The 25,104-nt window shown below is 72.3% G+C and carries 20 protein-coding genes; 15 read left to right on the forward strand and 5 right to left on the reverse strand.

Annotation, left to right across the window (positions count from 1 at the left end; all coding sequences use genetic code 11):
• Window positions 1-111: 111 nt before the first annotated feature.
• The 7 genes from GPA10_RS31380 to GPA10_RS31410 all read left to right on the forward strand — a co-directional run bounded on the left by GPA10_RS31380 (window position 112) and on the right by GPA10_RS31410 (window position 11,213).
• Entirely contained in the window at window positions 112-906 is a 795-nt protein-coding gene (locus tag GPA10_RS31380) for an adenosylcobinamide-GDP ribazoletransferase (protein ID WP_058850453.1), read from the forward strand.
• A 157-nt stretch (window positions 907-1,063) separates the two neighbouring features.
• On the forward strand, window positions 1,064-2,611 hold the full coding sequence (locus GPA10_RS31385; protein WP_343041534.1) for a leucyl aminopeptidase: 1,548 nt from the start codon (window positions 1,064-1,066) through the stop codon (window positions 2,609-2,611).
• Window positions 2,612-2,984: 373 nt separating this feature from the next.
• Complete coding sequence (gene lpdA, locus GPA10_RS31390; protein WP_343041535.1) at window positions 2,985-4,373, forward strand: dihydrolipoyl dehydrogenase; 1,389 nt, start codon at window positions 2,985-2,987, stop codon at window positions 4,371-4,373.
• A 60-nt stretch (window positions 4,374-4,433) separates the two neighbouring features.
• On the forward strand, window positions 4,434-6,254 hold the full coding sequence (sucB, locus tag GPA10_RS31395) for a 2-oxoglutarate dehydrogenase, E2 component, dihydrolipoamide succinyltransferase (RefSeq protein WP_157168405.1): 1,821 nt from the start codon (window positions 4,434-4,436) through the stop codon (window positions 6,252-6,254).
• A 169-nt stretch (window positions 6,255-6,423) separates the two neighbouring features.
• Window positions 6,424-7,047: a GntR family transcriptional regulator gene (locus tag GPA10_RS31400; protein WP_058850449.1), complete on the forward strand. Its 624-nt coding sequence runs from the start codon at window positions 6,424-6,426 to the stop codon at window positions 7,045-7,047.
• Between the two features lie 261 nt (window positions 7,048-7,308).
• Window positions 7,309-10,005 (forward strand): pyruvate dehydrogenase (acetyl-transferring), homodimeric type, encoded by a 2,697-nt coding sequence (gene aceE, locus GPA10_RS31405; RefSeq protein ID WP_157168406.1) that lies wholly within the window; start codon window positions 7,309-7,311, stop codon window positions 10,003-10,005.
• 230 nt (window positions 10,006-10,235) lie between these two features.
• Entirely contained in the window at window positions 10,236-11,213 is a 978-nt protein-coding gene (locus GPA10_RS31410) for a helix-turn-helix transcriptional regulator (protein ID WP_157168407.1), read from the forward strand.
• Here the strand turns inward: GPA10_RS31410 and GPA10_RS31415 are convergent.
• The gene (locus GPA10_RS31415) at window positions 11,204-12,166 is read right to left on the reverse strand and encodes an SDR family oxidoreductase (RefSeq protein ID WP_157168451.1); all 963 of its coding nucleotides are present in this window, start codon (window positions 12,164-12,166) and stop codon (window positions 11,204-11,206) included. The genes GPA10_RS31410 and GPA10_RS31415 overlap by 10 nt on opposite strands.
• A gap of 180 nt (window positions 12,167-12,346) precedes the next feature.
• Here GPA10_RS31415 and GPA10_RS31420 point away from each other — a divergent pair, with 180 nt between their 5' ends.
• Window positions 12,347-12,868 (forward strand): DUF4240 domain-containing protein, encoded by a 522-nt coding sequence (locus tag GPA10_RS31420; protein WP_198351759.1) that lies wholly within the window; start codon window positions 12,347-12,349, stop codon window positions 12,866-12,868.
• Window positions 12,869-12,905: 37 nt separating this feature from the next.
• On the opposite strand, the gene GPA10_RS31425 is transcribed toward GPA10_RS31420, so the two are convergent.
• Window positions 12,906-14,054, reverse strand: a complete 1,149-nt coding sequence (locus GPA10_RS31425; protein ID WP_157168409.1) for a PP2C family protein-serine/threonine phosphatase — start codon at window positions 14,052-14,054, stop codon at window positions 12,906-12,908.
• A 127-nt stretch (window positions 14,055-14,181) separates the two neighbouring features.
• Window positions 14,182-14,670, reverse strand: a complete 489-nt coding sequence (locus GPA10_RS31430) for a GNAT family N-acetyltransferase (protein WP_107450510.1) — start codon at window positions 14,668-14,670, stop codon at window positions 14,182-14,184.
• Window positions 14,671-14,732: 62 nt separating this feature from the next.
• On the opposite strand from GPA10_RS31430, the gene GPA10_RS31435 reads away from it, so the two are divergent.
• The gene (locus tag GPA10_RS31435; protein WP_157168410.1) at window positions 14,733-15,755 is read left to right on the forward strand and encodes a TIGR01777 family oxidoreductase; all 1,023 of its coding nucleotides are present in this window, start codon (window positions 14,733-14,735) and stop codon (window positions 15,753-15,755) included.
• A gap of 210 nt (window positions 15,756-15,965) precedes the next feature.
• The gene (locus GPA10_RS31440; RefSeq protein WP_343041536.1) at window positions 15,966-17,378 is read left to right on the forward strand and encodes an NAD(P)/FAD-dependent oxidoreductase; all 1,413 of its coding nucleotides are present in this window, start codon (window positions 15,966-15,968) and stop codon (window positions 17,376-17,378) included.
• A 120-nt stretch (window positions 17,379-17,498) separates the two neighbouring features.
• Here the strand turns inward: GPA10_RS31440 and GPA10_RS31445 are convergent, their stop codons facing one another.
• A complete protein-coding gene (locus GPA10_RS31445) occupies window positions 17,499-18,941 on the reverse strand; it encodes an NsdA family TPR-like regulatory protein (RefSeq protein ID WP_058850443.1) in 1,443 nt (480 codons plus the stop codon).
• Between the two features lie 291 nt (window positions 18,942-19,232).
• Between GPA10_RS31445 and lipB the strand changes: the two genes are divergently transcribed.
• The 4 genes from lipB to GPA10_RS31465 all read left to right on the forward strand — a co-directional run bounded on the left by lipB (window position 19,233) and on the right by GPA10_RS31465 (window position 22,576).
• A complete protein-coding gene (gene lipB, locus GPA10_RS31450; protein WP_343041537.1) occupies window positions 19,233-20,033 on the forward strand; it encodes a lipoyl(octanoyl) transferase LipB in 801 nt (266 codons plus the stop codon).
• A gap of 155 nt (window positions 20,034-20,188) precedes the next feature.
• Window positions 20,189-21,154 carry a lipoyl synthase gene (locus GPA10_RS31455; RefSeq protein WP_343041538.1) on the forward strand — a complete coding sequence of 322 codons (966 nt, stop codon included), beginning with the start codon at window positions 20,189-20,191 and terminating at the stop codon, window positions 21,152-21,154.
• A gap of 480 nt (window positions 21,155-21,634) precedes the next feature.
• Window positions 21,635-21,838: an SCO2195 family GlnR-regulated protein gene (locus GPA10_RS31460; RefSeq protein WP_058850440.1), complete on the forward strand. Its 204-nt coding sequence runs from the start codon at window positions 21,635-21,637 to the stop codon at window positions 21,836-21,838.
• Window positions 21,839-21,868: 30 nt separating this feature from the next.
• The gene (locus GPA10_RS31465; protein WP_157168411.1) at window positions 21,869-22,576 is read left to right on the forward strand and encodes a DUF4191 domain-containing protein; all 708 of its coding nucleotides are present in this window, start codon (window positions 21,869-21,871) and stop codon (window positions 22,574-22,576) included.
• Between the two features lie 129 nt (window positions 22,577-22,705).
• On the opposite strand, the gene GPA10_RS31470 is transcribed toward GPA10_RS31465, so the two are convergent.
• Window positions 22,706-23,173, reverse strand: coding sequence for an RDD family protein (locus GPA10_RS31470; protein WP_058850438.1), 468 nt, complete (start codon window positions 23,171-23,173; stop codon window positions 22,706-22,708).
• Window positions 23,174-23,440: 267 nt separating this feature from the next.
• Here GPA10_RS31470 and glnA point away from each other — a divergent pair, with 267 nt between their 5' ends.
• The gene (gene glnA / locus GPA10_RS31475) at window positions 23,441-24,850 is read left to right on the forward strand and encodes a type I glutamate--ammonia ligase (RefSeq protein ID WP_058850437.1); all 1,410 of its coding nucleotides are present in this window, start codon (window positions 23,441-23,443) and stop codon (window positions 24,848-24,850) included.
• Window positions 24,851-25,104 lie beyond the last annotated feature (254 nt).

Genomic DNA, 25,104 nt, shown 5'->3' on the forward strand with positions numbered 1-25,104 from the left:
AGGCCGGACGGCTCCGCCCGGCCGCGCCCGGCGCGACGGGCGCGGCACCCGGGAGACCCCGGCGGCACCGGCGGCCCCGGCCGGGCCGCACGCGGCGGGTAGCCTCACCGGGTGCCCAGACCCACCCCCGCCGACGGCCTCCGGTTCGCCTTCGGGACGCTCACCGTGATCCCCGTCCGCGTCCACCGGTGGGACCGCGACGCCGCCCGCACCGGCATGCTGTGCGCCCCGCTCGCGGGCCTGGCCGTGGGCGTCGGCGCCGCCGCCGCGGGCTCGGCCCTGACCGTGCTCGGCGCGGGTCCGCTGCTCGCGGCCGTCGCCGCCGTCGCGGTGCCGGCGGCGGCCACCCGGGGCCTGCATCTGGACGGCCTCGCCGACACCGCCGACGGCCTCGGCAGCGGCAAGCCCGCCGACGACGCGCTGCGCGTCATGAAGCAGTCCGACATCGGCCCGTTCGGTGTCATCACCCTGGTCCTCGTGCTGCTCGCCCAGGTGGCCGCGCTCGCCGGGCTCTACGACAAGAGCTGGCTGCACGGCGCCGCCGGCACGGTCGTGGCCGCCGTGACGGCGCGCCTCGCGCTCACCCTCGCGGCCCGCAGAAACGTCCCCGCGGCCCGCCCCGAAGGTCTCGGCGCCGCCGTCGCGGGGACCGTGCCGGGGCCCGCCGCCGCGGCCGTCCTCGCCGTCGCCACGACCGCGGCGGCCGCCGCGGGCGCCCCGGACGGGCCCTACGGAGCGGTCCGCGGCGCCGCCGCCGTGGTGCTCGGCTGCGCCGTCGCCGAACTCCTCCTGCGCCACTGCCTGCGACGCTTCGGCGGGGTGACCGGAGACGTCTTCGGCGGCCTCGCCGAGACCGCCGCGACCACGGCCCTCCTTGTGCTCTCCCTCGGCCAACACGCACAGTGATGCACACCGCAATGCTTACAGGCGTAGGCTCGCGACGGGCTTACTACCCCAAAGCCCATGAGATCGCTTGGATCTCACTAGAGCTCAACAGATCTCGTTAGAGCTCGACAGAACTCCATAACTCAGTGGAACTCCACGAAAGAGGGACCTCAGCACCGTGACTGCTCTGACTCTCAGCACCGCCGCCGCGTCCGGCCTGCGCGCCGACGCGATCGTCGTCGGTGTCGCGAAAGGCGCCAAGGGGCCCGTGGTGGCCGCAGGCGCCGAGTCCGTGGACAAGGCGTACGACGGCAAGCTCGCCTCCGTCCTCGACACCCTCGGCGCCACCGGTGCCGAGGGCGAGGTGACGAAGCTGCCCGCGCCGTCCGGATTCAAGGCGCCGCTCGTCCTGGCAGTCGGCCTCGGCGCGGTCCCCGAGAAGGACTCCGGGTACGACGCCGAGGCGCTGCGCCGCGCCGCCGGTGCCGCCGCGCGCGCCCTCGCGGGCAGCAAGAAGGCCGCGTTCGCGCTGCCGGTCGAGGACGCCGCCGGCACGGGCGCGATCGCGGAGGGCGCGCTCCTCGGCGCGTACTCCTTCGACGCCTACAAGGCGGGCGACGACACCGCCGCCAAGGGCAGGGGCGCCAAGGACAGCAAGGGCCCCAAGGCGCCGCTCGCCGAGGTCGCCCTGCTCGGCGCCAAGCCGCGCGACAAGGCCCACAAGGCCGCCGCCGAGCGCGCTGTCGCCCTCGCCGAGGAGCTCAACCGCGCCCGCGACCTCATCAACACGCCCCCGAACGACCTGAACCCGGAGGCCTTCGCCGCGGTCGCCACGGCCGCCGCCAAGGAGCACGGCGTCAAGATCCAGGTCCTGGACGAGAAGGCCCTCGCCAAGGGCGGCTACGGCGGCATCCTCGGTGTCGGCGTGGGCTCCGAGGCCCCGCCGCGCCTGGTGAAGCTCTCGTACTCGGCCGGCAAGGCCAAGAAGCACCTGGCCTTCGTCGGCAAGGGCATCACGTACGACTCGGGCGGCATCTCGCTGAAGCCGGCCGGTCACAACGAGACCATGAAGTGCGACATGGCCGGTGCCGCCGCCGTGTTCGCGGCCGTGATCACCGCCGCCCGCCTCGGCCTCGACGTCAACGTCACCGGCTGGCTCGCGCTCGCCGAGAACATGCCGTCGGGCTCGGCGACCCGCCCCGGCGACGTCCTTCGGATGTACAGCGGCAAGACCGTCGAGGTGCTCAACACCGACGCCGAGGGCCGTCTGGTCCTGGCCGACGCCATCACCAAGGCCTCCGAGGACAAGCCCGACGCGATCGTCGACGTGGCCACCCTCACCGGCGCCATGATGGTGGCGCTCGGCGGCCGGACCTTCGGCATCATGGCCAACGACGACGCCTTCCGCACCTCGCTGCACGAGATCGCCGAGGAGGTCGGCGAGCCGTCCTGGCCGATGCCGCTGCCGGAGCACCTGCGCAAGGGCATGGACTCCCCCACCGCCGACATCGCCAACATGGGCGAGCGCATGGGCGGCGGCCTGGTCGCCGGTCTGTTCCTGAAGGAGTTCGTGGGCGAGGGCATCAGCTGGGCCCACCTGGACATCGCGGGCCCGGCCTACAACGAGGCCGCCCCCTTCGGCTACACCCCGAAGGGCGGCACGGGCTCCGCGGTCCGCACCCTGGTGCGCCTCGCCGAGCGCACCGCCGCCGGCGACCTCGGCTGACCCGGCCGACGCCGGCCGCGCCGCGCACGGGTACGGCCCCGGACGCCCTCGGGTCCGGGGCCGTACCCGTGCGCGGGACCGGGCCGTACCCCGGGTGCGGATGTGATGCCGCCCACGGCGCGACGAAGGCCGCTGTTCGCTGTGGATGAAATCCGTACGTTCGTACGCGAGGTTGCCCGCCGCACCGGACGATCGGACGGCTCCGGGACCGGCCCGGCGTCCCGCCTGTCGCCGACAAGTGCGAAGATGGGTTCTCGGCAGGACAGGGCCCCCACCAAAGGGCCGAAGAAGAGCGGCCGTATACCAGCCGACCGACCGGTCGTCCCCGGTAAGAGGGGTCCGGCGCACGGCGCACATGCATGGAGGACGTGACGTGGCGAACGACGCCAGCACCGTTTTCGACCTAGTGATCCTCGGCGGCGGTAGCGGCGGTTACGCCGCGGCCCTGCGCGCCTCGCAGCTGGGTCTCGACGTCGCACTGATCGAGAAGAACAAGCTCGGCGGCACCTGCCTGCACAACGGCTGCATCCCCACGAAGGCCCTGCTGCACGCCGGCGAGATCGCCGACCAGGCACGCGAGGCCGACCAGTTCGGTGTCAAGGCCACCTTCGAGGGCATCGACATCAAGGGCGTCCACAAGTACAAGGACGACGTGATCGCCGGCCTGTACAAGGGCCTCCAGGGCCTGGTCGCCTCCCGCAAGGTCACCTACATCGAGGGTGAGGGCCGGCTGTCCTCCCCGACCTCCGTGGACGTGAACGGCCAGCGGATCCAGGGCCGTCACATCCTCCTCGCGACCGGCTCCGTGCCGAAGTCCCTGCCGGGCCTGGAGATCGACGGCAACCGCGTCATCTCCTCCGACCACGCGCTGGTCCTGGACCGGGTGCCGGAGTCCGCGATCATCCTCGGCGGCGGCGTCATCGGCGTCGAGTTCGCCTCCGCCTGGAAGTCCTTCGGCACCGACGTGACGGTCGTCGAGGGCCTCAAGCACCTGGTGCCGGCCGAGGACGAGAACAGCTCCAAGCTCCTTGAGCGCGCCTTCCGCAAGCGCGGCATCAAGTTCAACCTCGGCACCTTCTTCGACAAGGCCGAGTACACCGAGAACGGCGTGCGCGTCACCCTCGCCGACGGCAAGACCTTCGAGGCCGAGGTGCTCCTCGTCGCCATCGGCCGCGGCCCGGTCTCCCAGGGCCTCGGGTACGAGGAGCAGGGCGTCGCGACGGACCGCGGCTACGTCCTGGTCGACGAGTACATGCGCACGAACGTGGAGACGATCTCCGCCGTCGGTGACCTCGTCCCGACGCTCCAGCTCGCGCACGTCGGCTTCGCCGAGGGCATCCTGGTGGCGGAGCGTCTGGCCGGTCTCAAGACCGTCCCGATCGACTACGACGGCGTGCCCCGGGTGACGTACTGCCACCCCGAGGTCGCCTCCGTGGGCATCACCGAGGCCAAGGCCAAGGAGATCTACGGTGCGGACAAGGTCGTCGCTCTGAAGTACAACCTCGCGGGCAACGGCAAGAGCAAGATCCTCAAGACCGCGGGCGAGATCAAGCTCGTCCAGGTCAAGGACGGTGCCGTGGTCGGCGTCCACATGGTCGGCGACCGCATGGGTGAGCAGGTCGGCGAGGCCCAGCTGGTCTACAACTGGGAAGCGCTGCCCGCCGAGGTCGCCCAGCTCATCCACGCCCACCCGACGCAGAACGAGGCGCTCGGCGAGGCCCACCTCGCCCTCGCCGGCAAGCCGCTGCACTCCCACGACTGAGCCTTCAGTCCCACGGGCGCGACGACCACATACGTACGTAGTTAAGGAGCAACAGAAACCATGTCGGTTTCCGTAACCCTTCCGGCGCTCGGCGAGAGCGTCACTGAAGGCACTGTCACCCGCTGGCTGAAGGCCGAGGGCGAGCGCGTCGAGGCCGACGAGCCGCTGCTCGAGGTCTCGACCGACAAGGTCGACACCGAGATCCCCTCCCCCGCCGCCGGTGTGCTCGCCTCCATCAAGGTCGCCGAGGACGAGACCGTCGAGGTCGGCGCCGAGCTGGCCGTCATCGACGACGGCTCCGGCGACGCGGGCGGCTCCGCCGCTCCGGCGCAGGAAGAGGCCCCGGCCGCTCCCGCGCAGGAGGAGGCCCCGGCCCCGGCGCAGGAGGAGGCCCCTCAGCAGGCCGCCCCGCAGGCCGAGGCCCCGGCCGCCTCCGGCGGTTCCGCCGAGGGCACCGAGGTCACGCTGCCCGCGCTCGGCGAGTCCGTCACCGAGGGCACCGTCACCCGCTGGCTGAAGGAGGTCGGCGACTCCGTCGAGGCCGACGAGCCGCTGCTCGAGGTCTCCACGGACAAGGTCGACACCGAGATCCCCTCGCCCACCGCCGGTGTTCTCCTGGAGATCGTCGTCGGTGAGGACGAGACCGCCGAGGTCGGCGCCAAGCTCGCCGTCATCGGTGCCCCGGGCGCGGCCCCCGCCGCCGCTCCGGCCGCTCCCGCCGAGGCTCCGGCCCCGGCGAAGGAGGAGGCGAAGGAGGAGGCTCCCGCCCCGGCTCCGGCGAAGGAGGAGGCCCCGGCGCAGCCCGCGGCCCCCGCCGCCGAGCCCGCCGCTCCCGCGCAGCCCGCCCAGGCCGCTCCGGCCCCGGCGCAGCCCGCGGCTCCGGCGCAGCCGGCCGCTCCGGCCGAGCCCGCCGCTCCCGCGGCCCCGGCGACCCCGGCGGACGACGGCGCCTACGTCACCCCGCTGGTGCGCAAGCTCGCCTCGGAGAACGGCGTCGACCTGGGCTCGGTCAAGGGCACCGGCGTCGGCGGCCGCATCCGCAAGCAGGACGTGCTCGCCGCCGCCGAGGCCGCCAAGGCCCCGGCTCCGGCCGCCGCCCCGGCCGCTGCCGCCGCCCCGGCGTCCGCGTCGAAGGCGCCGGTCATCGAGGCGTCCCCGCTGCGCGGCCAGACCGTCAAGATGACCCGCATGCGCAAGGTCATCGGCGACAACATGATGAAGGCGCTGCACGGCCAGGCCCAGCTCTCCAGCGTGGTCGAGGTCGACATCACGAAGCTCATGAAGCTGCGCGCCGCGGCCAAGGACTCCTTCGCCGCCCGTGAGGGCGTCAAGCTGTCCCCGATGCCGTTCTTCGTCAAGGCGGCGGCGCAGGCGCTGAAGGCCCACCCGGTCGTCAACGCCCGCATCAACGAGGACGAGGGCACCATCACGTACTTCGACTCGGAGAACATCGGCATCGCCGTGGACTCCGAGAAGGGTCTGATGACGCCGGTCATCAAGGGCGCCGGTGACCTGAACCTGGCCGGTATCGCCAAGGCGACCGCCGACCTGGCCAACAAGGTCCGGGCCAGCAAGATCACGCCGGACGAGCTGTCCGGTGCGACGTTCACCATCTCCAACACCGGTTCGCGCGGCGCCCTGTTCGACACGATCATCGTGCCGCCGAACCAGGTCGGCATCCTCGGCATCGGTGCCACCGTCAAGCGCCCGGTCGTCATCAACCACCCCGATCTCGGTGAGACCATCGCGGTGCGGGACATGACGTACGTGACGCTGTCCTACGACCACCGTCTGGTGGACGGCGCGGACGCCGCCCGCTACCTGACGACGGTCAAGGCCATCCTGGAGGCCGGCGAGTTCGAGGTCGAACTCGGCCTGTAAGCGCCTCACTTTCGGCTGTAACACTCGTCTCATCAGCGAGTACGCCCCCGTCCGGAGTCCTCCGGACGGGGGCGCGGCCGTGTATTGGCCGTATTGTTCAAGGGTTGCCCGCCCGTCGCCCCCCACCGAGGCCCCAAGCGCCACGCTTCCGACCGCCGGAGGAGCCCCCATGACCGCGCCCGTCGTTCACTCGCTGCGCGAACAGATTCGCGAGCACATCGTGGAAGGCATCGTGAGCGGTCGCTGGAAACCGGGCGAGCGGATCGTGGAGCGCAGGATCGCCGTCGAGCTCGAGGTCTCCCAGACCCCGGTGCGCGAGGCGCTGCGGGAGCTGGAGTCGCTGCGCCTGATCGAGTCCGCCCCCAACAAGGGCGTCCGGGTGCGCAACCTGACCGCCGCCGACCTGGAGGAGAGCTATCCGGTACGGGCCGGTCTCGAGGCCATCGCCGCGGAGCTCGCGGCGGACCGCCTCGCCGAGGACTGCTCGGCCCTCGAACCCCATGTGGCGGCCCTGTACGAGGCCGACCGGGCGTCGGACGGTACCGGCCAGGTGCGGCACACCGTGGGCTTCCACCGGGAACTGGTGCGGGCCGCGCACAACTCCGTGCTCCTGCACACCTGGGAGGGGCTCGGCATCGAGGTCTTCACCGCGCTGTCCATCCGCTGGCTCGGCACGGTCCAGCAGTCGTACGCGGAGGAGCACGAGGCCCTGGTGTCGGCGTTCCGGCAGCGCGACCCCGCGATCGCGGAGCTGGTCAAGGCACACGTCCTCGGCTGCGCGCCGCGCCCCTGACCGGCACTGCGTGCCCTTGAGTACGGCACTCTGTGCCCACTTTTGTCGTTTCGAGGAAGTTTTCCCTTCAAAGCTTTGATCGATCATCGATCGCGGGCTTACAGTCTTCGATGGGCCCGCCGCGGAGCCGCACAAACGACTGCGCACCCGGGCCCTACGCCCTGTCCTGCCAAAGACCAAGGGCACCCCCGACCCTTTCCGTTAAGGGACCCCCGCCCGACACAGGCATGGGCACCCCCTCCGACTCAGGAAGGCGGCGTAATGACCGACCCCTCCCGCATCCAGCCGAGCGAGCTCGACCAGCTCCCGGACCGCGACCCGGAGGAGACCGCCGAATGGCAGGCCTCCCTGGACGCCGTGACCAAGGCGGCCGGGCCGCACCGTGCCGCGTACCTGATGCGCCGCACGCTGGAGCGCGCCGAGGGCGCGGGCCTGGCGCTGCCCAAGCTTCTTGAGACGGACTACGTCAACACCATCCCCACCGCCGCCGAGCCGGTCATCGACGGCGACGAGGCGATGGAGTCCCGGATCACCGCGTGGAACCGCTGGAACGCGGCCGCGATGGTCACCCGCGGCGCCAAGCACGGCGTCGGCGGCCACATCGCCACCTTCGCCTCGGCGGCCTGGCTGTACGAGACGGGCTTCAACCACTTCTTCCACGGCAAGGAAGGCGATGGCTCCGGCGACCAGCTGTACATCCAGGGCCACGCCTCGCCCGGCATCTACGCCCGCGCCTTCCTCGACGGCCGGCTGAACGAGACGCAGCTCGACAACTTCCGCCAGGAGTCCGGCGGCAACGGCCTGCCCTCCTATCCGCACCCGCGCCGGCTGCCCTGGCTGTGGGAGTTCCCGACCGTCTCCATGGGCCTCGGCCCGCTGTCGGCGATCTACCAGGCCCGCTTCAACCGGTACCTCACCAACCGCTCCATCAAGGACGTCTCGTCCTCGCACGTGTGGGCGTTCCTCGGCGACGGCGAGATGGACGAGCCCGAGTCGACGGCGGCACTCGCGCTCGCCGCCCGTGAGGGCCTGGACAACCTGACCTTCGTCATCAACTGCAACCTGCAGCGCCTCGACGGTCCGGTGCGCGCCAACTTCAAGATCGTGCAGGAGCTGGAGGCCCAGTTCCGCGGCGCCGGCTGGAACGTGATCAAGTCCCTGTGGGGCAACGCCTGGGACGAACTGTTCCAGCTCGACACCACCGGCGCCCTGGTCCGCCGCATCCGCGAGGTGCCGGACGCGCAGGTGCAGACGTATCAGACGCGGGACGCCGCCTACATCCGCGAGGACTTCTTCGGCAAGGACCCGGCGCTCGTCGAGATGGCGAAGCTGCTGAGCGACGACAAGATCCTCGAGTGTTTCCACCTCTCCCGCGGTGGCCACGAGCCGCGCAAGGTGTACGCGGCGTACAAGGCGGCCCTGGCCCACAAGGGCGCGCCGACCGTAATCCTGGCGCAGACCGTCAAGGGCTTCACCCTCGGTGAGGGCTTCGCGTCGAAGAACGCGAACCACCAGATGAAGAAGCTGACGACGGACGAGTTCAAGAACATGCGGGACCTGCTCGACCTGCCGATCTCCGACTCCCAGTTCGTCGACGACGTGGTGCCCTACGGCCACCCGGGCGCCGACTCCCCCGAGGTCCGCTACCTCCAGGAGCGCCGTGCCGCCCTCGGCGGTCCGGCCCCGGCCCGTCGCACGCACGCCGCCGCGCCGCTGCCGTCCGCCGCCGACAAGGCCTTCGCCTCCTTCGACAAGGGCTCGGGCTCGCAGAAGGTCGCGAGCACCATGGCGCTCGTACGGCTGCTCAAGGACCTCGTACGCGACAAGGAGACCGGCAAGCGCTGGGTCCCGATCGTCCCGGACGAGGCCCGCACCTTCGGCATGGAGTCGCTCTTCCCCTCGCTCGGCATCTACTCCCCCAAGGGGCAGACGTACGAGCCGGTCGACCGCGACCAGCTGATGTACTACAAGGAAGCCAAGAACGGCCAGATCCTCAACGAGGGCATCACCGAGGCCGGTTCGATGGCGGACTTCATCGCCGCCTCGTCGTCGTACGCGACGCACGGCGAGCCCATGATCCCCCTGTACATCTTCTACTCGATGTTCGGCTGGCAGCGCACCGCCGACCAGATGTGGCAGCTCGGCGACCAGCTCGGCCGCGGCTTCCTCATCGGCGCCACCGCGGGCCGCACCACGCTCACCGGTGAGGGCCTTCAGCACGCCGACGGCCACTCGCCGATGATCGCCGCGACGAACCCGGCCGCGCTGTCCTACGACCCCGCGTTCGCGTACGAGATCGCCGCGATCGTCAAGGAGGGTCTGCGCCGGATGTACGGCGAGGCCGCTCCCGGTGAGGACCAGGACGTCTTCTACTACCTGACCGTCTACAACGAGCCGATGCCGCAGCCCGCGAAGCCCGCGGGTGTGGACGAGGGCATCGTGAAGGGCCTGTACCGCTTCAACACGGCCGAGTCCGCGGGTCTCTCGCCCGCCGCCAACGCCGCGCGGATCCAGCTCCTCGGCTCGGGTACGGCCATCCACTGGGTGCTCAAGGCGCAGCGGCTGCTCGCCGAGGAGTGGGGGGTCGCCGCCGACGTGTGGTCCGCGACCTCCTGGACCGAGCTGCGCCGGGACGCCCTGGAGGCGGACGCGGCGGTGCTGCGCGGCGAGGAGCGCACGCCCTTCGTGCGTGCCGCCCTCGACGGCGCCCAGGGTCCCGTCCTGGCCGTCTCCGACTACATGCGCCAGGTCCCCGACCAGATCGCCCAGTGGGTCGAGCAGGACTACTCCTCGCTCGGCGCGGACGGCTTCGGCCTCTCCGACACCCGGGACGCGGCCCGCCGCCACTTCGGCGTCGACGCCGAGTCCATCGTCGTGGCCGCCCTCGCCCGCCTTGCGGCTCGCGGCGAGGTGCCTGCGGCCGCGGTCAAGGAGGCCCGCGCGAAGTACGGCCTGTAAGGCCGTCGTCCACCCGTCCGCCCTGTGGGCAGCTGAGCCGCCGCCGCCCGTCCGCCCTGTGGGCAGCTGGGCCGCCCAGAGGGCGGGACGGGTGGGCACAGGGCGGACCCCGCCGCGCCGGGCTGCGCACACCCTCCCAGGCGGCAACCGCCCCGCCGCTCCGCGGCGGTCTCCCACCCGCCCACCCGTGACTGCCGCCGCAGACAGGGGCCACCCTGCATCATGGGCCCATGCGCGCTGCCCGGCTCATCAAGATGGTCCTGCTGCTCCAGTCGCGGGCCTCCATGACCGCCGCCGAGCTCGCCGAGGAGCTGGAGGTCTCGGAGCGGACCATCACGCGGGACGCCCAGGCTCTCTCGGAGGCGGGCGTCCCGGTGTACGCGGACCGGGGCAGGACGGGCGGGTACCGGCTGATCGGCGGCTACCGGACCCGTCTCACGGGCCTCGCCCGGAGCGAGGCGGAGGCTCTGTTCCTGTCCGGGGTCCCGGGCGCCCTGCGCGAGATGGGCCTGGAGGACGCCGCGTCCGCCGCCCGCCTGAAGGTCTCCGCCGCCCTGCTCCCGTCCCTGCGCGACGCCTCCCAGAACGCGTCCCAGCGCTTCCACCTGGACGCCCCGGGCTGGTTCAAGGAGACCCCGCCCCCGCCCCTGCTGCCGGTCGTGGCCGACGCGGTGTGGGACGACCGCCCCGTCGTGGCCCGCTACCGGCGCCAGGACTCCGAGGTGGAGCGGGAACTCGAACCGTACGGCCTGGTCCTCAAGGCGGGCGTCTGGTACCTGTGCGCCCGCGTCCCGGAGACGGCGTCCCACCGGGTGTACCGCATCGACCGCTTCACCTCCGTCACCCCCGGCACCTCCGCGGGCGAACGCTTCGTCCGCGACGAGGACTTCGACCTGCCCGCGTTCTGGGAGGAACGCGCCGCCCAGTTCGCCCGCGCCATCCTGCGCGAGGAGACCGTCCTGCGCCTTTCCCCCGCCGGCGCCCGGCAGCTCCCCCACGTCACCGACCGCGCCGTCGCCGAGGAAGCCCTGGCCGGCGCCGAACCCGACGGCCTCGGCCGGGTCACCGTCACCCTGCCCGTCGAGTCCGCCGTCGTCGCGTACTCCCAACTCCTCGTCCTCGGCCCCGAGGTGGAGGTCCTTCAGCCGCCGGAGCTGCGGGAGCGCCTCGCCACGACGGCGGCCCGGATGGCCGAGCTCTACCGGTAGCCCGTCACGTCCGCCTCCTTGCTCTCCTGGTCGACCTCCATGAGGTACCGCCAGGCGTCCGGCGCCGAGCCGTCCACGTCCGTGAAGCCGTACTCCTTGGCGAGCCCGCCGCTGGACAGCGAGGCGCCGTTCCACCGGGCCACGTCGGGGTCCGACGCGAGGGCGGCGAGCGCCCGGCCCACGAACGTCGGCGTCTCGGAGATCGCGAAGTGCGGGTCCTGCTCGCAGCCCGCCAGCCAGTCGTCCTCGGTGACCTTGAAGTACGTGTCGAGCATCGCCTCGGAGCGCAGCCATCCCGGCGTCAGGCACACCGCCGTGCAGTCGTACTCCTTCAGTTCCTCCGCGAGCGCGCGCGCCATCCGCAGCGGCGCCGACTTCGCAAGGTCGTAGTAGAACGGCTCGCGGTAGCGGCTGTTGTACTCCTGCGTGCCGTCGGTCACCTCGACCACCAGGCCGCCGGGGTTGCGGATCAGAAGCGGCAGCGCGTACCGGCTGGTGACGATGTGGCTCTCCACGCCGAGGCGCAGGATGCGCAGTCCCTTGTCCAGGTCGTGCTCCCACATCTTCTTGTCCCACTCGACGTGGACGTCGCCGCCCCAGATGTCGTTGACGAGGACGTCCAGGCGGCCGTGGTCCCGCTCGATCCGCTCCACCAGGGCCCGTACCCGCTCCGGGTCGAGGTGGTCGGTGGGCACCGCCACGCCCGTGCCGCCCGTGCCCGCCTCCGTGCCCGCCGCGGTGACGAGGTCCGCGGTGCCCTCGATGGTCTCCTTGGTCCTGCCGACCTCGCTGGTGTGCTCCCGTGTCGTGCGGCCGGTGACGTACACCGTCGCCCCGGCCCGGCCCAGTTCCACCGCCATGGCCCGGCCCGCCCCGCGGGTCGCCCCGGCCACCAGCGCGATCTTCCCGGTCAGGCCGCCCGCCCCCGCTGCTGCCCCTGTCCGTCCGGTCATCCCGTACTCCGCTTCCTGCTCGTCCATGGTTCCGTCCTGGTTCCGTGACGCAGACCCTCGCAGCGAAAGCCGACATCCTCTGTCGGTCTTTCCACGGGCATGTGCACGCATAACGACACAGCCGCATTCCGGCGCACTCCGCGTGCGCCCCCACCGCCCAGGACCGATGCTGGACCCGTGATGGACGAGACGGAGTTCTGGGAGATCGTGGACAGCACCCGCGAGGCCGCCGAGGGCGACCCCGAGGACCAGGCCGAGCTGGTCGTCGACAAGCTCCTGGAGTACGACCCGGACTCCGTCCTGGACTTCGCCCGGCACTTCGAGGCCCGCTACAACCGCGCGTACCGCTGGGACCTGTGGGGCGCGGCCTGGATCCTGCTCGACGGCGCGAGCGACGACGCCTTCGACTACTTCCGGTGCTGGCTGATCGGGCAGGGCCGGGAGGTCTTCGAGGGCGCCGTGCACGACCCGGACTCCCTCGCCGAGCTCCTCGACGACTTCGACGACGAGATCGACGGGGACGGCGAGGAGCTGGGCTACGCCGCCGACGAGGCGTACGAGCGGATGACCGGCGTCGTCGCCCCCGACCTCGGCATCACGCCCGCGCCGCCGGAGCCGGAGGGCACGCCCGTCGACCTCGAGGACGACGCGGCGCTCGCGCGGCTCTACCCGAAGCTGTGGGAGCGGTTCGCGTCCGCGTGACCGTACCCGCCCGCCTCCGGCCGCGTACGCGGGCGCGCTACTCCCCCACCACGAACACCAGCAGCGCCACGTCGTCCTGCACCCCGCCGCTGTAGCGGACCAGGTCGCTCCAGATCGCGTCCGTGAAGGCCACGGGGTCGTCGCGCTCCGCCTCGAAGACCATCGGCAGCCGCTGCGCCAGCGGATAGAACGCGCCGGACGCGTCCCGTGCCTCGGTCACGCCGTCGGTCACGGTCAGCAGCCAGTCGCCGGGCTCCAGGGGCACGACCGCGGGCCGCGGCGGGGCCGTGCCCGCGATGCCGAGGCCGAGCGGCGCGCCCGGGGCGACCTCAAGCTCGGTGACCGCGCCGCCGCGCAGCAGCAGCGGCGGCGGATGGCCGCAGCTGAGGAAGCTCAGCTCACGGCCCGCGTCGTCGAACTCCAGGAGGACGGCGGTGGTGAAGAGTTCACGGGGGTCGCCGGAGGGCGGTTCGTCGGGGTCGATGACCAGGCGCCGCTGGAGCGCCGCCTCCTCGGTGTCGATGACAAGGCGCCGGTCTAGGCGCCTGGCGACGCCCTCCAGGTCGCTCTCGTCGAGGACCGCCTCCCGGAAGGCCCCGAGCAGGGCCGCGACGGTTCCGACGGCGGCGAGCCCGTGCCCCTGCACGTCCCCGACCAGGGCGCGCACGCCGTGCGGGCCCCGGCGTACGTCGAAGAGGTCGCCACCGACGAGGGTGCCGCGCTGCGCGGCCCGGTACAGGCCGGCGCAGCGCACCGGGCCCACCCGGTCGGGGAGCGGCGGCAGGACCGCGAACTGGGCCGCCTCCGCGACCGTGCGGACCGTGACGAGCTGGGCGTCGCGGCGGCTGCGCACCCAGGAGAAGAGCACGCTGAGCACGGACACGAAGGCCACGGTCGCGGTGTCGCTCTCCCCGGGGTGCCCCAGGTCGTACTGCGGCAGGGAGATCAGGAGCAGGACGGCGGCGCCGAGGCCCGCGGTGGCGGCGGGCCCGTAGGCGAGGGCGGCCAGCGGGGGCACCGCGGCCAGCAGGAAGCTGAGGTCGATGGTCCGCGGGGTGGCGAGCTGGACCACGCACGTGACGACCAGGAGCACCGGCGCGGGCCAGCGCGCCCAAGGGGGCGCGGACGCGCCGCGCGGCCAGCCGGCCTCCCGCGCGTCCCGGCGCCTGGCCGCGGCCCTGATCATCGGTGCTCCTTCCCGGCGGACCGGAGGACGAGTCCACGCTCCTACGGGCGGGCACCGGGCGCACGCCGGGCCGGTCCGTCAGGGCTTCGCCGGGGCGGGCGAGGCGGCGGGCACGGCAGCGGGCTGCTCAGACGGGGCGGCCCATCAGGACGTCGTCGACGTACCTGCCGTCCAGGAGGAACTCGCCGGGCAGGACGCCCTCGACGGCGAAGCCCTCGGACTCGTAGAGCGTGCGGGCCGCCGTGTTGTGCCCGAGGACGCGCAGCGTGACGCGGCGGGCGCCCTGGCGGCGGGCCTCCTCCACCGCGGCGCGCAGCAGCAGGCGCCCCACGCCCTTGCCGCGCGCCGCGTCGGCGACGACGAAGCCGAGGATCTGGCGCACGTGCGCGTTCACGGCGAGCGGCGTCGGGAAGCCGAGCCGGATGTAGCCGACCGTCCTCCCGTCCAGTTCGGCGACCAAGTGGTCGCCGGGGCCGAAGCGTTCGGTGAAGAACGGCTCGTGCGGCGGCTGCGGGCGCGGCTGGACGGAGTGCAGGGTGGACCAGTGGTCGCGGTCCAGACGGGCCAGCACGTCGTCGTCCTCGGCACGCGCGGTGCGTATGTACGTCTGCTGCATGAGCGTCACTGTACGGCGGCGGTACGACGGCACACGCCCCCTTTTCACGGCAGGATGGGCCCATGGACAAGCCCGAACCACCCGCGGAGTCACCGGCCCCTTCGACGCCCTCCGGGAAGGCCGCCGAGCAGGCCGCCGAGCAGGCCACCGAGCAGGCCGCCGAGGGAAACCCCGGCAAGGCCTCCGGCGGCCCGGGACGCGTCGCCGTGGCGGGGGCCTCCGGCCTCATCGGGACGGCGCTCACCCGCTCCCTGGCGGCCGACGGGTACGAGGTGGTGCGCCTGGTGCGCCGGGCGCCGCGGGCCGCGGACGAGGTGCGCTGGGACCCCGCGAAGGGGTACGTGGACGCGGACGGGCTCGCGGGCTGCGAGGCCGTCGTGAACCTGGCGGGCGCCGGCATCGGGGACCGCCGCTGGAACGACGCGTACAAGCGTGAGCTGAGGGACAGCAGGGTCCTCGGCACCAGGACGCTCGCCGCCGCCGTGACCGCGCTCGGCACCCCGCCCCGCGTGTTCCTGAACGGCAGCGCGATCGGCTACTACGGAGACACCGGCTCCCGCGCGGTGGACGAGAGCGCCCCCGCCGGGGAGGGTTTCCTGCCGTCCATGTGCGTGGAGTGGGAGCAGGCGGCCGCGCCGGTCGAGGAGGCGGGCGTGCGCACGGTGTTCGCGCGCAGCGGTCTGGTGGTGGCGCGCGGGGGCGGCGCCTGGGGCCGGATGTTCCCGCTCTTCAAGGCGGGGCTCGGCGGGCGCCTCGGCGACGGGCGGCAGTACTGGAGCTTCATCGCGCTGCGCGACGAGGTGGCGGCGCTGCGGCATCTGCTCGCGCGCGACGACCTGGCGGGTCCTTTCAACCTGACGGCGCCGGAACCGGTCACCAACCGCGAGGTGACGGCCGCCATGGGCCGGGTCCTTCGGCGCCCCACGCTGTTCCCGGCGCCCGCGCCCGCGCTGCGCCTGGTCCTCGGGGAGATGGCGGGGGACGTCCTCGGCAGCCAGCGCGTGCTTCCGGCCAGGCTCACGGAGTCCGGTTTCGCCTTCGCCCACCCCCGGATCGACGACGCGGTGCGGGCCGCGCTGCGGTGACACCCGGGGCGCGTGCCTCCGGCCGGGCCACCGGCCGCGCCCCGTACCGCGCACGTGTGCGACCGGCGTGCGACCGTGCCCGGTCCATGCGCGAGTGCCCCGGGACGCCCGCACTCCTACCCTCAAGCGAACTCGGGGATTCCGCCGCCCTGCCGAGGGCATAAGGCTCCCCAGCAGTCGAGCGAGCCGCGCAACCGCCGGGAGGAGCACGTGCCAGAGCCTGCGCACCATGCCGATGTCGTCATCGTGGGGGCCGGGATCGCGGGACTGTCGGCCGCCCACCGCCTGACCAGGGCCGGTGTAACGACCATTGTCCTGGAAGCCGCCCCTTACGTCGGCGGCCGGATGTCCACGGAGAAGGTGGACGGCTTCCGGCTCGACCGGATCGGTCAGCTGCTGACCACGTCCTATCCGGAACTGCGGCACGCGCCCGGACTCGACGCCCTCGTCCTGCGCCCGTTCGCGCCCGGCCTCCTCGTGCACAGCGAGGGCAGGCACCACCGTGCGGCGGAGCCCGCCGGGAGCAAGAGCGCAGGGGGCGCACGGGGCGCACTCACTGCGGCACGCGCCCTGGCAAGCGCCCCTCGGGTGGCGCGGCCGCGGCGCCCGGCGCCCGGTGCCCCGCCCCGGCACCCGGCCGGAACCACACCCCGGCCTTCCAGGCCCGGCTCCCGCACCACGCCCCTGGGCGGCGCGCTCGATCAGGCCCGTCTCGGGGCGGCCCTCGCCCGTATCGCGGCGACCCCGGTCCCCCGGCTCCTCGCCCGCCCCGAACTTCCCGCCGTGCAGGCCCTGACGGCGCGCGGCCTGCCCGCGCGCACCGTGGCGGGGTTCCTGCGCCCGCTGCTCTCGGCGCTGCTGTGCGACCCGGACCTGACGACGTCGAGCCGCTGCGCCGACCTCGCCCTGCACGCCTTCGCGCGGGGCCGGCTCTGTCTGCCCGAGGGCGGCGCCGACGCCCTGCCCGAACTGCTCGCGGCCGCGCTGCCGCCGGGGACCGTGCGCACCGGCGTACGCGTCACCTCGGTGTCCGCGAACCGTGTCACCACCGCGGAGCACGGCGAGCTGTCCTGCGCCGGTGTGCTGCTCGCCACCGACGCGCGCGCCGCCGCCGAGCTGCTTCCGGGCCTGCGGGTGCCGTCCTTCCACCCGGTGACCGTGGTGCACCACGAGGCCCCCGAGCCGCCGCTCGCCGAACCCGCCCTGCTGCTCGACGCCGACCGCCGGGGCCCGGTCGCGCACACGGCCGTGGTCAGCCGCGTCGACCCCACCCGTGCGCCCGCGGGCCGCACCCTGGTCTCCTCGACCGTCCTCGGCCCTCCCCCGGACGACCTGGAGCACCGGGTGCGCACCCACCTCGCGGAGCTGTACGGCACCGCCACGGACAGCTGGCAGCTCCTCGCCGTCCACCACACCCGCGAGGCGGTGCCCGCGATGCCGCCGCCGCACGACCTGCGCCGTCCCGTACGGCTCCTCGCGGGCCTGTACGTGTGCGGCGACCACCGGGACACCAGCACCGTGCAGGGCGCGCTGCACTCGGGCCGCAGGGCCGCTGCCGCGGCGCTGGCCGACCTCGGGGTCGAACCGGCGGCCGCGGAGGAGGCCTTGCCCGCGGCGGCGTAACGGTTCCGTCGGGTGCCGCCCACAGGGCTCCCGTCGATCGGCGCTCCGCGCCTCGTCCTCAAACGCCGGACGGGCTGGATGCTTGCCGCCCTGGCAAGCATCCAGCCCTCCGGGCGCCCGCTAACCGAGTGCCGCGACCTTGTCGCGGTACCCGCGCACGGGTGCCGCGTCCCGGTAGGGCTCCAAGCGGCGTTCGAAGTCCCGTACGTACTCCACCGCACGGACCGAGCGCATCTCGCCCGCCGCCTGGGCCGCCTCCGCGCCGAGCTGGCAGGCCTGCTCCAGTTCGCCGAGGCCGAGGCGGGCGGAGGCGAGGACGACGCGGCAGAAGAGCCTGCTGCGGGCGTAGCCGGGGGCACGCAGTTGCAGGGAGCGCTCGGCGTGCTGGGCGGCGGCGCGGTACTGCTGGAGGTCGCGGTTGCAGTGCGCGAACTCGTCGGCGAGCTGGGCCTCGTCGAAGAAGCGCGCCCAGTACGGGACCTCGTCACCGGGCCGTGCCGTCTCCAGGACGCGCTCGGCCCGCACCATCGACGCCGCGCAGGCCCGCACCTCTCCGAGCACCCCGTGCCCGCGCGCCTCGACGGCGTGCAGCAGGGCCTGGACGACGGGTGGCGCCGATGAGCCGACGCCCTGCTGGGCGACGCGGGCGAGCTGCACCGCCTCGCGTCCGTGGCCGAGGTAGACGGCCTGGCGGCTCATGGTGACCAGGACGTAGCTGCCGTACGCGCGATCGCCCGCGGCCTGCGACAGGCGCAGGGCCTGCACGAAGTACCGCTGGGCGAGGCCGTGCGCCGCGATGTCGTACGACGTCCAGCCCGCGAGCCGGGTCAGATCGGCCGCGGCGGCGAACAGGCGGCGCCCGGCCTGCTCGCCGTAGGTGCCGCGGAGCATCGGCTCGGCCTCGTGCTCCAGATAGCGGACCAGGGCCTGGCGGGCGTGCCCGCCGCCGTAGGCGTGGTCCAGGGCGCGGAACAGCTCGCCGACGGAGCGCAGGGCCGCGATGTCGCCGCCGGTGACCCGGTGGCCGGGGCCGCGGTCGGTGTCGCGGCGCTGGCGGGGCACGGCGGGGCGGCCCTGGGCGGGCACGCGCGGGCTCTGCTGGGGCTCGCCGCGGGCGACGCGCTCGTCGGCGCGGCCGATCAGCCAGTCCCGGCTCGGCACCACCAGCCCGGCCGGGGTGAAGGCGATCTTGCGCAGTTCCGCGTGGCTGCCGGAGTCCTTGCGCCACAGGCCGCCGACGATGTCGACGGCCTCCTCGGGCGAGGAGGCGAACTCCAGGCCCGCGTAGACGGGCGCGCACGCGTCGAGCCCGAGGTCCTGCGCGGAGAGCCGGCGGCCGAGCCGCCGGGTGAAGACCTCCGCGATCAGTGCGGGGGTCGTGCCGCGCGGCTGCTGGCCTCTGAGCCAGCGCGTCACCGATGTCTTGTCGTACCTGAGATCGAGACCGTGCTCGAGCCCTAGCTGATCGACGCGGCGCGCGAGGCCCGCATTGGAGAAACCTGCTTCCGCGATGAGCGCGGCTAGCTGTCGGTTGGGGGTGCGCTGCGGAGGTCGTTCCGTCATCAGCTGTGCGGTCTCCTGCCTTCCGGGCCTGCCTTGAGCAGCCCTTATGGCCTCGTGAACGGCGCGAATGTAGCGGCGATGAGGCCGCTCATCGTGACCTTCAAGCCGCATTCATCCGATCGTGTGAGGATTGGCCGGACGGCTGACGTGATGTGGCCGGACGTACAGTGGCAGGGGCGCGATCCGTGCACGGTGAAGGTTTCCGGGTGCGGGGCGGGTCCGCGGCCGGGACGGCGGAGTGCCCGCGGCGGCCGCGGAGTACACGGGGACGGTTCTAGGGAGGCACGCGCCGTGGGCGAGTTGCGATTCATCCGGCTGGGGTTCGGCCCCGAGTCCGTGGAGTACCAGGAGGCCTGGGACGAGCAGCGCCGGGTGCACGCCGCCCGCTTCGCCGACGAGGCCCCCGACACCTGTCTGCTCCTGGAGCACCCGCCGGTCTACACGGCGGGCCGCAGGACCGATCCGAGCGAGCGCCCGCTGGACGGCACGCCCGTCGTGGACGTGGACCGCGGCGGCAAGATCACCTGGCACGGCCCGGGGCAGCTCGTCGGCTACCCGATCCAGAAACTGCCGCGTCCGGTGGACGTCGTAGCACATGTACGACGTCTGGAAGAGGCCCTTATCCGAACGTGTGCCGAGTTCGGTCTCGCGACCACGCGGGTGGAAGGGCGCAGCGGCGTATGGGTCCTCGGTGATCCGGTGGAGTCGCGTCCGGCCCTCGGCGGCCTGAGCCTCGACTTCGACCCCCGGCTCCAGGACGACGAGTTCGACCCCCGCCTCAACGGCCCGGAGTACGCGCCCTCCAACGCGGGCCAGCGCCGCGAGGACCGCAAGGTCGCCGCGATCGGCATCCGCGTCGCCAAGGGCGTCACGATGCACGGCTTCGCCCTGAACGTGAACCCGGACAACACCTGGTTCGACCGGATCGTGCCGTGCGGCATCCGGGACGCGGGGGTGACGTCGATCGCCCACGAGCTGGGCCGCGACGTCACGATCGCCGACGTCCTGCCGGTGGCCGAGAAGCATCTGCGGGACGTCCTGGAGAACGCGGAGCTGAAGCCGCGCGAGGTGGCGAAGCCCGCGCTCGCCTAGGCGGGGCACGGGGCACCGCGCTCGTACGGGATTGCACCCCTACGGGAATGCACCCCTTGGGCCAGAGGTTGGCCGTACGTAAGCCCCACGACATGACGGGCGTACCCTGGGGTGCGCCGACGAATCGAAGTTACGCCAGCTAACAGGGAGCCGATGTGTCCGCAGTCGCACCCGACGGACGCAAGATGCTGCGCCTGGAGGTCCGGAACGCCCAGACCCCCATCGAGCGCAAGCCCGAGTGGATCAAGACACGGGCGAAAATGGGCCCCGAGTACAACGCCCTCCAGAAGCTCGTGAAGAGCGAGGGCCTGCACACGGTCTGCCAGGAAGCGGGCTGTCCGAACATCTACGAGTGCTGGGAGGACCGCGAGGCCACGTTCCTCATCGGCGGCGACCAGTGCACGCGGCGTTGCGACTTCTGCCAGATCGACACCGGCAAGCCGCAGGCCCTCGACCGCGACGAGCCCCGTCGCGTCGGCGAGTCCGTCGTCACGATGGACCTGAACTACGCCACCATCACCGGCGTCGCCCGCGACGACCTGGAGGACGGCGGCGCCTGGCTGTACGCCGAGACGGTCCGCCAGATCCACGCCATGACGGCGGAGCGCGAGAGCGGCCAGACCAAGGTCGAGCTGCTCATCCCCGACTTCAACGCGGATCCCGACCAGCTGGCCGAGGTCTTCTCGTCGCGTCCCGAGGTGCTCGCGCACAACGTGGAGACGGTGCCGCGCATCTTCAAGCGCATCCGTCCCGGATTCCGCTTCGAGCGCTCCCTGAAGGTCATCACCGAGGCCCGCGAGGCCGGTCTGGTGACGAAGTCCAACCTGATCCTCGGCATGGGCGAGGAGCGCGCGGAGATCAGCGAGGCGCTCCAGCGGCTGCACGACGCGGGCTGCGAGCTCATCACGATCACGCAGTACCTGCGCCCGTCGGTGCGCCACCACCCCGTGGAGCGCTGGGCCAAGCCGCAGGAGTTCGTGGAGCTGAAGGAGGAGGCCGAGGAGATCGGGTTCTCCGGGGTCATGTCGGGGCCGCTGGTCCGCTCCTCCTACCGCGCGGGGCGGCTGTACCAGATGGCGATCGAGCGGCGCGGGTCGTACGTGGCGTCGCAGGCGGTCTGACGCGCTTCCGCTCGGCCGGGTCCGGCCGGGCCGCTCGGCTTCCGCTCGGCCCGGCTCCTCGGCTTCCGCCCGGCAGGGCGCCTCGGCTTCCGCTTCCGGGCCCTGCGGCTTCCGCTTGGCAGGGCCTCGCGGGGCCGACCGCCGTGTGAATCTGCGCACAAGTGACTACCGCCCGGTAGCGGCCGATATGGCGCGGCCCGTACGTTTCTCGCAGGTGAGGGGAGCGTAAGGGCCGCGTCAGCGTTTGCGGGCCCCGCGTCAGGGCTTCATCGGTGTTTGACCGCCCAGTCACGCCCTGGTAACACCAATCAGTGACCCTGCTACTACCGCACGTAGAGCCTTAGCCATAGCTGGACACCCCCGCATCCAGCACCGGCCCGGCTCGGCACCACCAGCTGCCACCCGCCACCACCCCGTAGCACCCCGTAGCACCCCTCATAGCGCTCCCCCGTCCACTGCCGCTTCCCGGAGGGCATCACCATGCAGGCCGCGCCCGTTCGCGCCACCGCCATCCCGTCCGTCACCGACGCGCTGCGCGCCGTCGAGTCGCTGCTCATGAGCGGCGGCCAGCGCACCGCGCGCCGCAACGCCTGGACGTCCGTCCTGGAGGACCGGCGCCGCGCCAAGGACCGGGTCGAGGCTCAGCGCGTCCTGGAAGAGGCGGGATCAACCCGCACGTCGTAGTCGCCTCCGGGGCCACGTAGACTTCACAGCATGGCGAGGAAGGAAACCACCGCGGCGGCTTCGGCCGCGGAACCCGGGCGACTCAAGCAGATCGCCCTGACCTACAAGATGACCCGGCGGGCCGACTCCAAGATCGGTCTCATCATCGCGGCTGTGGGAATCGTCACCTTCGGTGTCTTCCTCGCGATCGGCTTCTGGATCGACCACCCCGTCTATCTCGGCATTCTCGGCTTCGTCCTCGCCTTCCTGGCGATGGCGATCGTCTTCGGACGCAGGGCCGAGCGCGCCGCCTTCGGACAGATGGAGGGCCAGCCCGGCGCGGCGGCCGCGGTGCTCGACAAGATCGGCCGCGGCTGGACCACGACCCCCGCGGTGGCGATGAACCGCAGCCAGGACGTGGTGCACCGCACGGTCGGCAAGGCCGGCATCGTCCTGGTGGCCGAGGGCAACCCGAACCGGTTGAAGCCGCTCCTCGCCTCCGAGAAGAAGAAGATGGCCCGCATCGTCGCGGACGTACCCGTGCACGACGTGATCGTCGGCACCGGCGAGGGCCAGGTCGAGCTCAAGAAGCTCCGCACCACGCTGCTGAAGCTGCCGCGGGTGCTCCAGGGCCCTCAGGTCACGGCGACCAACGACCGCCTGAAGGCGATGGGGGACCTGATGTCCAACATGCCCCTGCCCAAGGGGCCCATGCCCAAGGGCATGCGGATGCCGCGCGGCGGCCCCAAGATGCGCTGACGCCGTACGAGAGACCGTACGAGACGCTGTACGAGGAGGGGCGCCGAAACCGATAGGTTCCGGCGCCCCTCTTCTTGCTCTTCCTGCTCTTCTTGCTCTTCCTGCTCTATGTGTCCAGGTGCTGGATCCCTAGATCCGAACCTGCACGGCGCGGGCGAGGCGGTCGTGGAGGCCGCGGCCGTCGCGGTCCCAGATGAGGGCCGGGATGCCGACGCACAGCAGCGCGCTGCGGATCAGGACGCGGACGAAGCCGAGGCGGCCGCCGTCCTCGCCGACGACGCGCAGGCCGAGCAGGCGCTTGCCGGGCGTGCTGCCGACCGTGCCCACGGTCAGCAGGCTCATCACGAAGAGGATGCCGAGCGCCCAGTTGCCCATCGCCTGCGGGTTGTCGCGGGCGAGCAGACCGTATGCGATGACCATGCACAGGGCCCAGTCGACGGCGATGGCGCCGATGCGGCGGCCGGGCCGGGCGACGGAGCCTGGGCCCTCCTCGGGCAGGCCGAGCCGCTCGCCGCGGTATCCGAAGTCGACGCCCGCGTCCTCGGCTGCCGCGCGCGGGCCGGAGAGCCACGATCCGATTACTTGCCTGTTGTCCACCCGTCCACGGTACTGCGCGCCCGCGCGGAGCCGGGCGGGCGGGGTCGCGCCAAGGCCGGGCGGAGGCGTATGGGGGCCGGGTGCGGCCGGGTGAGCCCGCGGCACAGCCCTCGTCCCGCACTCGCCCTGGTTAACTTCGGCGAAACAAATGGGTCACGCTTGAGAAATCCACCGTCCTTATGGTCGGGTCCCAGCGTGTGCCACCGCACCGGCCGCACAACCGAGCTGCAACCCCGTTCCTTCCCGGGCGGGAGTAGGAGGAGCTGGATGTTCCAGAACGCCGACGAAGCCAAGAAGTTCCTCGCGGACGAGGACGTGAAGTTCGTAGACGTCCGCTTCTGCGACCTGCCGGGTGTCATGCAGCACTTCACGGTGCCGGCGGAGGCGTTCGACCCCACGGAGGAGCTGGCCTTCGACGGCTCGTCCATCCGCGGCTTCCAGGCGATCCACGAGTCGGACATGGCGCTGCGCGCGGACCTCTCCACGGCCCGTGTGGACCCCTTCCGGCGTGACAAGACGCTGAACGTCAACTTCTTCATCCACGACCCGATCACGGGCGAGCAGTACTCCCGCGACCCGCGCAACGTGGCCAAGAAGGCGGAGGCGTACCTGGCCTCCACCGGCATCGCCGACACGGCGTACTTCGGCCCCGAGGCCGAGTTCTACGTCTTCGACTCGGTCCGCTTCGAGACCTCCGCGAACCGTTCGATCTACGAGATCGACTCCGAGGCGGGCGCCTGGAACACCGGCGCGATCGAGAACAACCGCGGCTACAAGGTCCGCTACAAGGGCGGGTACTTCCCGGCGCCGCCGGTGGACCACTTCGCCGACCTGCGCGCGGAGATCTCCCTGGAGCTGGACAAGCAGGGCCTCAAGGTCGAGCGCCAGCACCACGAGGTGGGCACGGCGGGCCAGGCGGAGATCAACTACAAGTTCAACACGCTGCTCGCCGCCGCCGACGACCTGATGCTCTTCAAGTACATCGTGAAGAACGTCGCGTGGCGCAACGGCAAGACGGCGACGTTCATGCCGAAGCCGATCTTCGGTGACAACGGCTCGGGCATGCATGTGCACCAGTCCCTGTGGACGGGTGGCGAGCCGCTCTTCTACGACGAGCAGGGCTACGCGGGCCTGTCGGACACCGCCCGCTACTACATCGGCGGCATCCTGAAGCACGCCCCCTCGCTCCTGGCCTTCACCAACCCCACCGTGAACTCCTACCACCGCCTGGTGCCCGGTTTCGAGGCCCCGGTCAACCTGGTCTACTCGCAGCGCAACCGCTCCGCCGCGATGCGCATCCCGATCACGGGCTCCAACCCGAAGGCCAAGCGCGTGGAGTTCCGCGCCCCGGACCCGTCCTCGAACCCCTACCTCGCCTTCTCCGCCCTCCTCCTCGCGGGCCTCGACGGCGTCAAGAACAAGATCGAGCCGGCCGAGCCCATCGACAAGGACCTCTACGAACTCGCCCCCGAGGAGCACGCGGGCGTCCCCCAGGTCCCCACGTCCCTCCCCGCGGTCCTCGACGCCCTCGAGGCGGACAACGAGTACCTCCAGGCCGGCGGCGTCTTCACGTCCGACCTGATCGAGACGTGGATCGACTACAAGCGCACGAACGAGATCGCCCCGATCCAGCTGCGGCCGCACCCGCACGAGTTCGAGCTGTACTTCGACATCTAAGCCCTCTCGGTCGACGCCCATCCTGATGTGCGAGGGACGACGAAATACCTGACGAGCATCAACCTGCATGAGCGGAGGCCGTCACCTGCGGGTGGCGGCCTCCGCTCGTGGCCGGGCGAATCGGCTGTCCGGTCGAGACGACCCTCTGTGACAGATCCAGCACCCGCAGGGCCCAGCCCATGGAAAAATCCCCCGCAGTCGTCATCACCGTGGGCAGGCCTGGCACCCTGCCGCGCTCGGGAGGGGAGCCCCAG

It is taken from the genome of Streptomyces typhae, from assembly GCF_009755605.1.
Classification (GTDB): Bacteria; Actinomycetota; Actinomycetes; order Streptomycetales; family Streptomycetaceae; genus Streptomyces; species Streptomyces typhae.

Excerpts from the sequence above, each read along its gene's own strand:
- sucB (WP_157168405.1), top strand. The coding sequence starts at position 4,434 with ATGTCGGTTTCCGTAACCCTTCCGGCGCTCGGCGAGAGCGTCACTGAA.
- GPA10_RS31400 (WP_058850449.1), top strand. The coding sequence starts at position 6,424 with ATGACCGCGCCCGTCGTTCACTCGCTGCGCGAACAGATTCGCGAGCAC.
- aceE (WP_157168406.1), top strand. The coding sequence starts at position 7,309 with ATGACCGACCCCTCCCGCATCCAGCCGAGCGAGCTCGACCAGCTCCCG.
- GPA10_RS31410 (WP_157168407.1), top strand. The coding sequence starts at position 10,236 with ATGCGCGCTGCCCGGCTCATCAAGATGGTCCTGCTGCTCCAGTCGCGG.
- GPA10_RS31415 (WP_157168451.1), bottom strand. The coding sequence starts at position 12,166 with ATGACCGGACGGACAGGGGCAGCAGCGGGGGCGGGCGGCCTGACCGGG.
- GPA10_RS31420 (WP_198351759.1), top strand. The coding sequence starts at position 12,347 with ATGGACGAGACGGAGTTCTGGGAGATCGTGGACAGCACCCGCGAGGCC.
- GPA10_RS31425 (WP_157168409.1), bottom strand. The coding sequence starts at position 14,054 with ATGATCAGGGCCGCGGCCAGGCGCCGGGACGCGCGGGAGGCCGGCTGG.
- GPA10_RS31430 (WP_107450510.1), bottom strand. The coding sequence starts at position 14,670 with ATGCAGCAGACGTACATACGCACCGCGCGTGCCGAGGACGACGACGTG.
- GPA10_RS31435 (WP_157168410.1), top strand. The coding sequence starts at position 14,733 with ATGGACAAGCCCGAACCACCCGCGGAGTCACCGGCCCCTTCGACGCCC.
- GPA10_RS31445 (WP_058850443.1), bottom strand. The coding sequence starts at position 18,941 with ATGACGGAACGACCTCCGCAGCGCACCCCCAACCGACAGCTAGCCGCG.
- GPA10_RS31460 (WP_058850440.1), top strand. The coding sequence starts at position 21,635 with ATGCAGGCCGCGCCCGTTCGCGCCACCGCCATCCCGTCCGTCACCGAC.
- GPA10_RS31465 (WP_157168411.1), top strand. The coding sequence starts at position 21,869 with ATGGCGAGGAAGGAAACCACCGCGGCGGCTTCGGCCGCGGAACCCGGG.
- glnA (WP_058850437.1), top strand. The coding sequence starts at position 23,441 with ATGTTCCAGAACGCCGACGAAGCCAAGAAGTTCCTCGCGGACGAGGAC.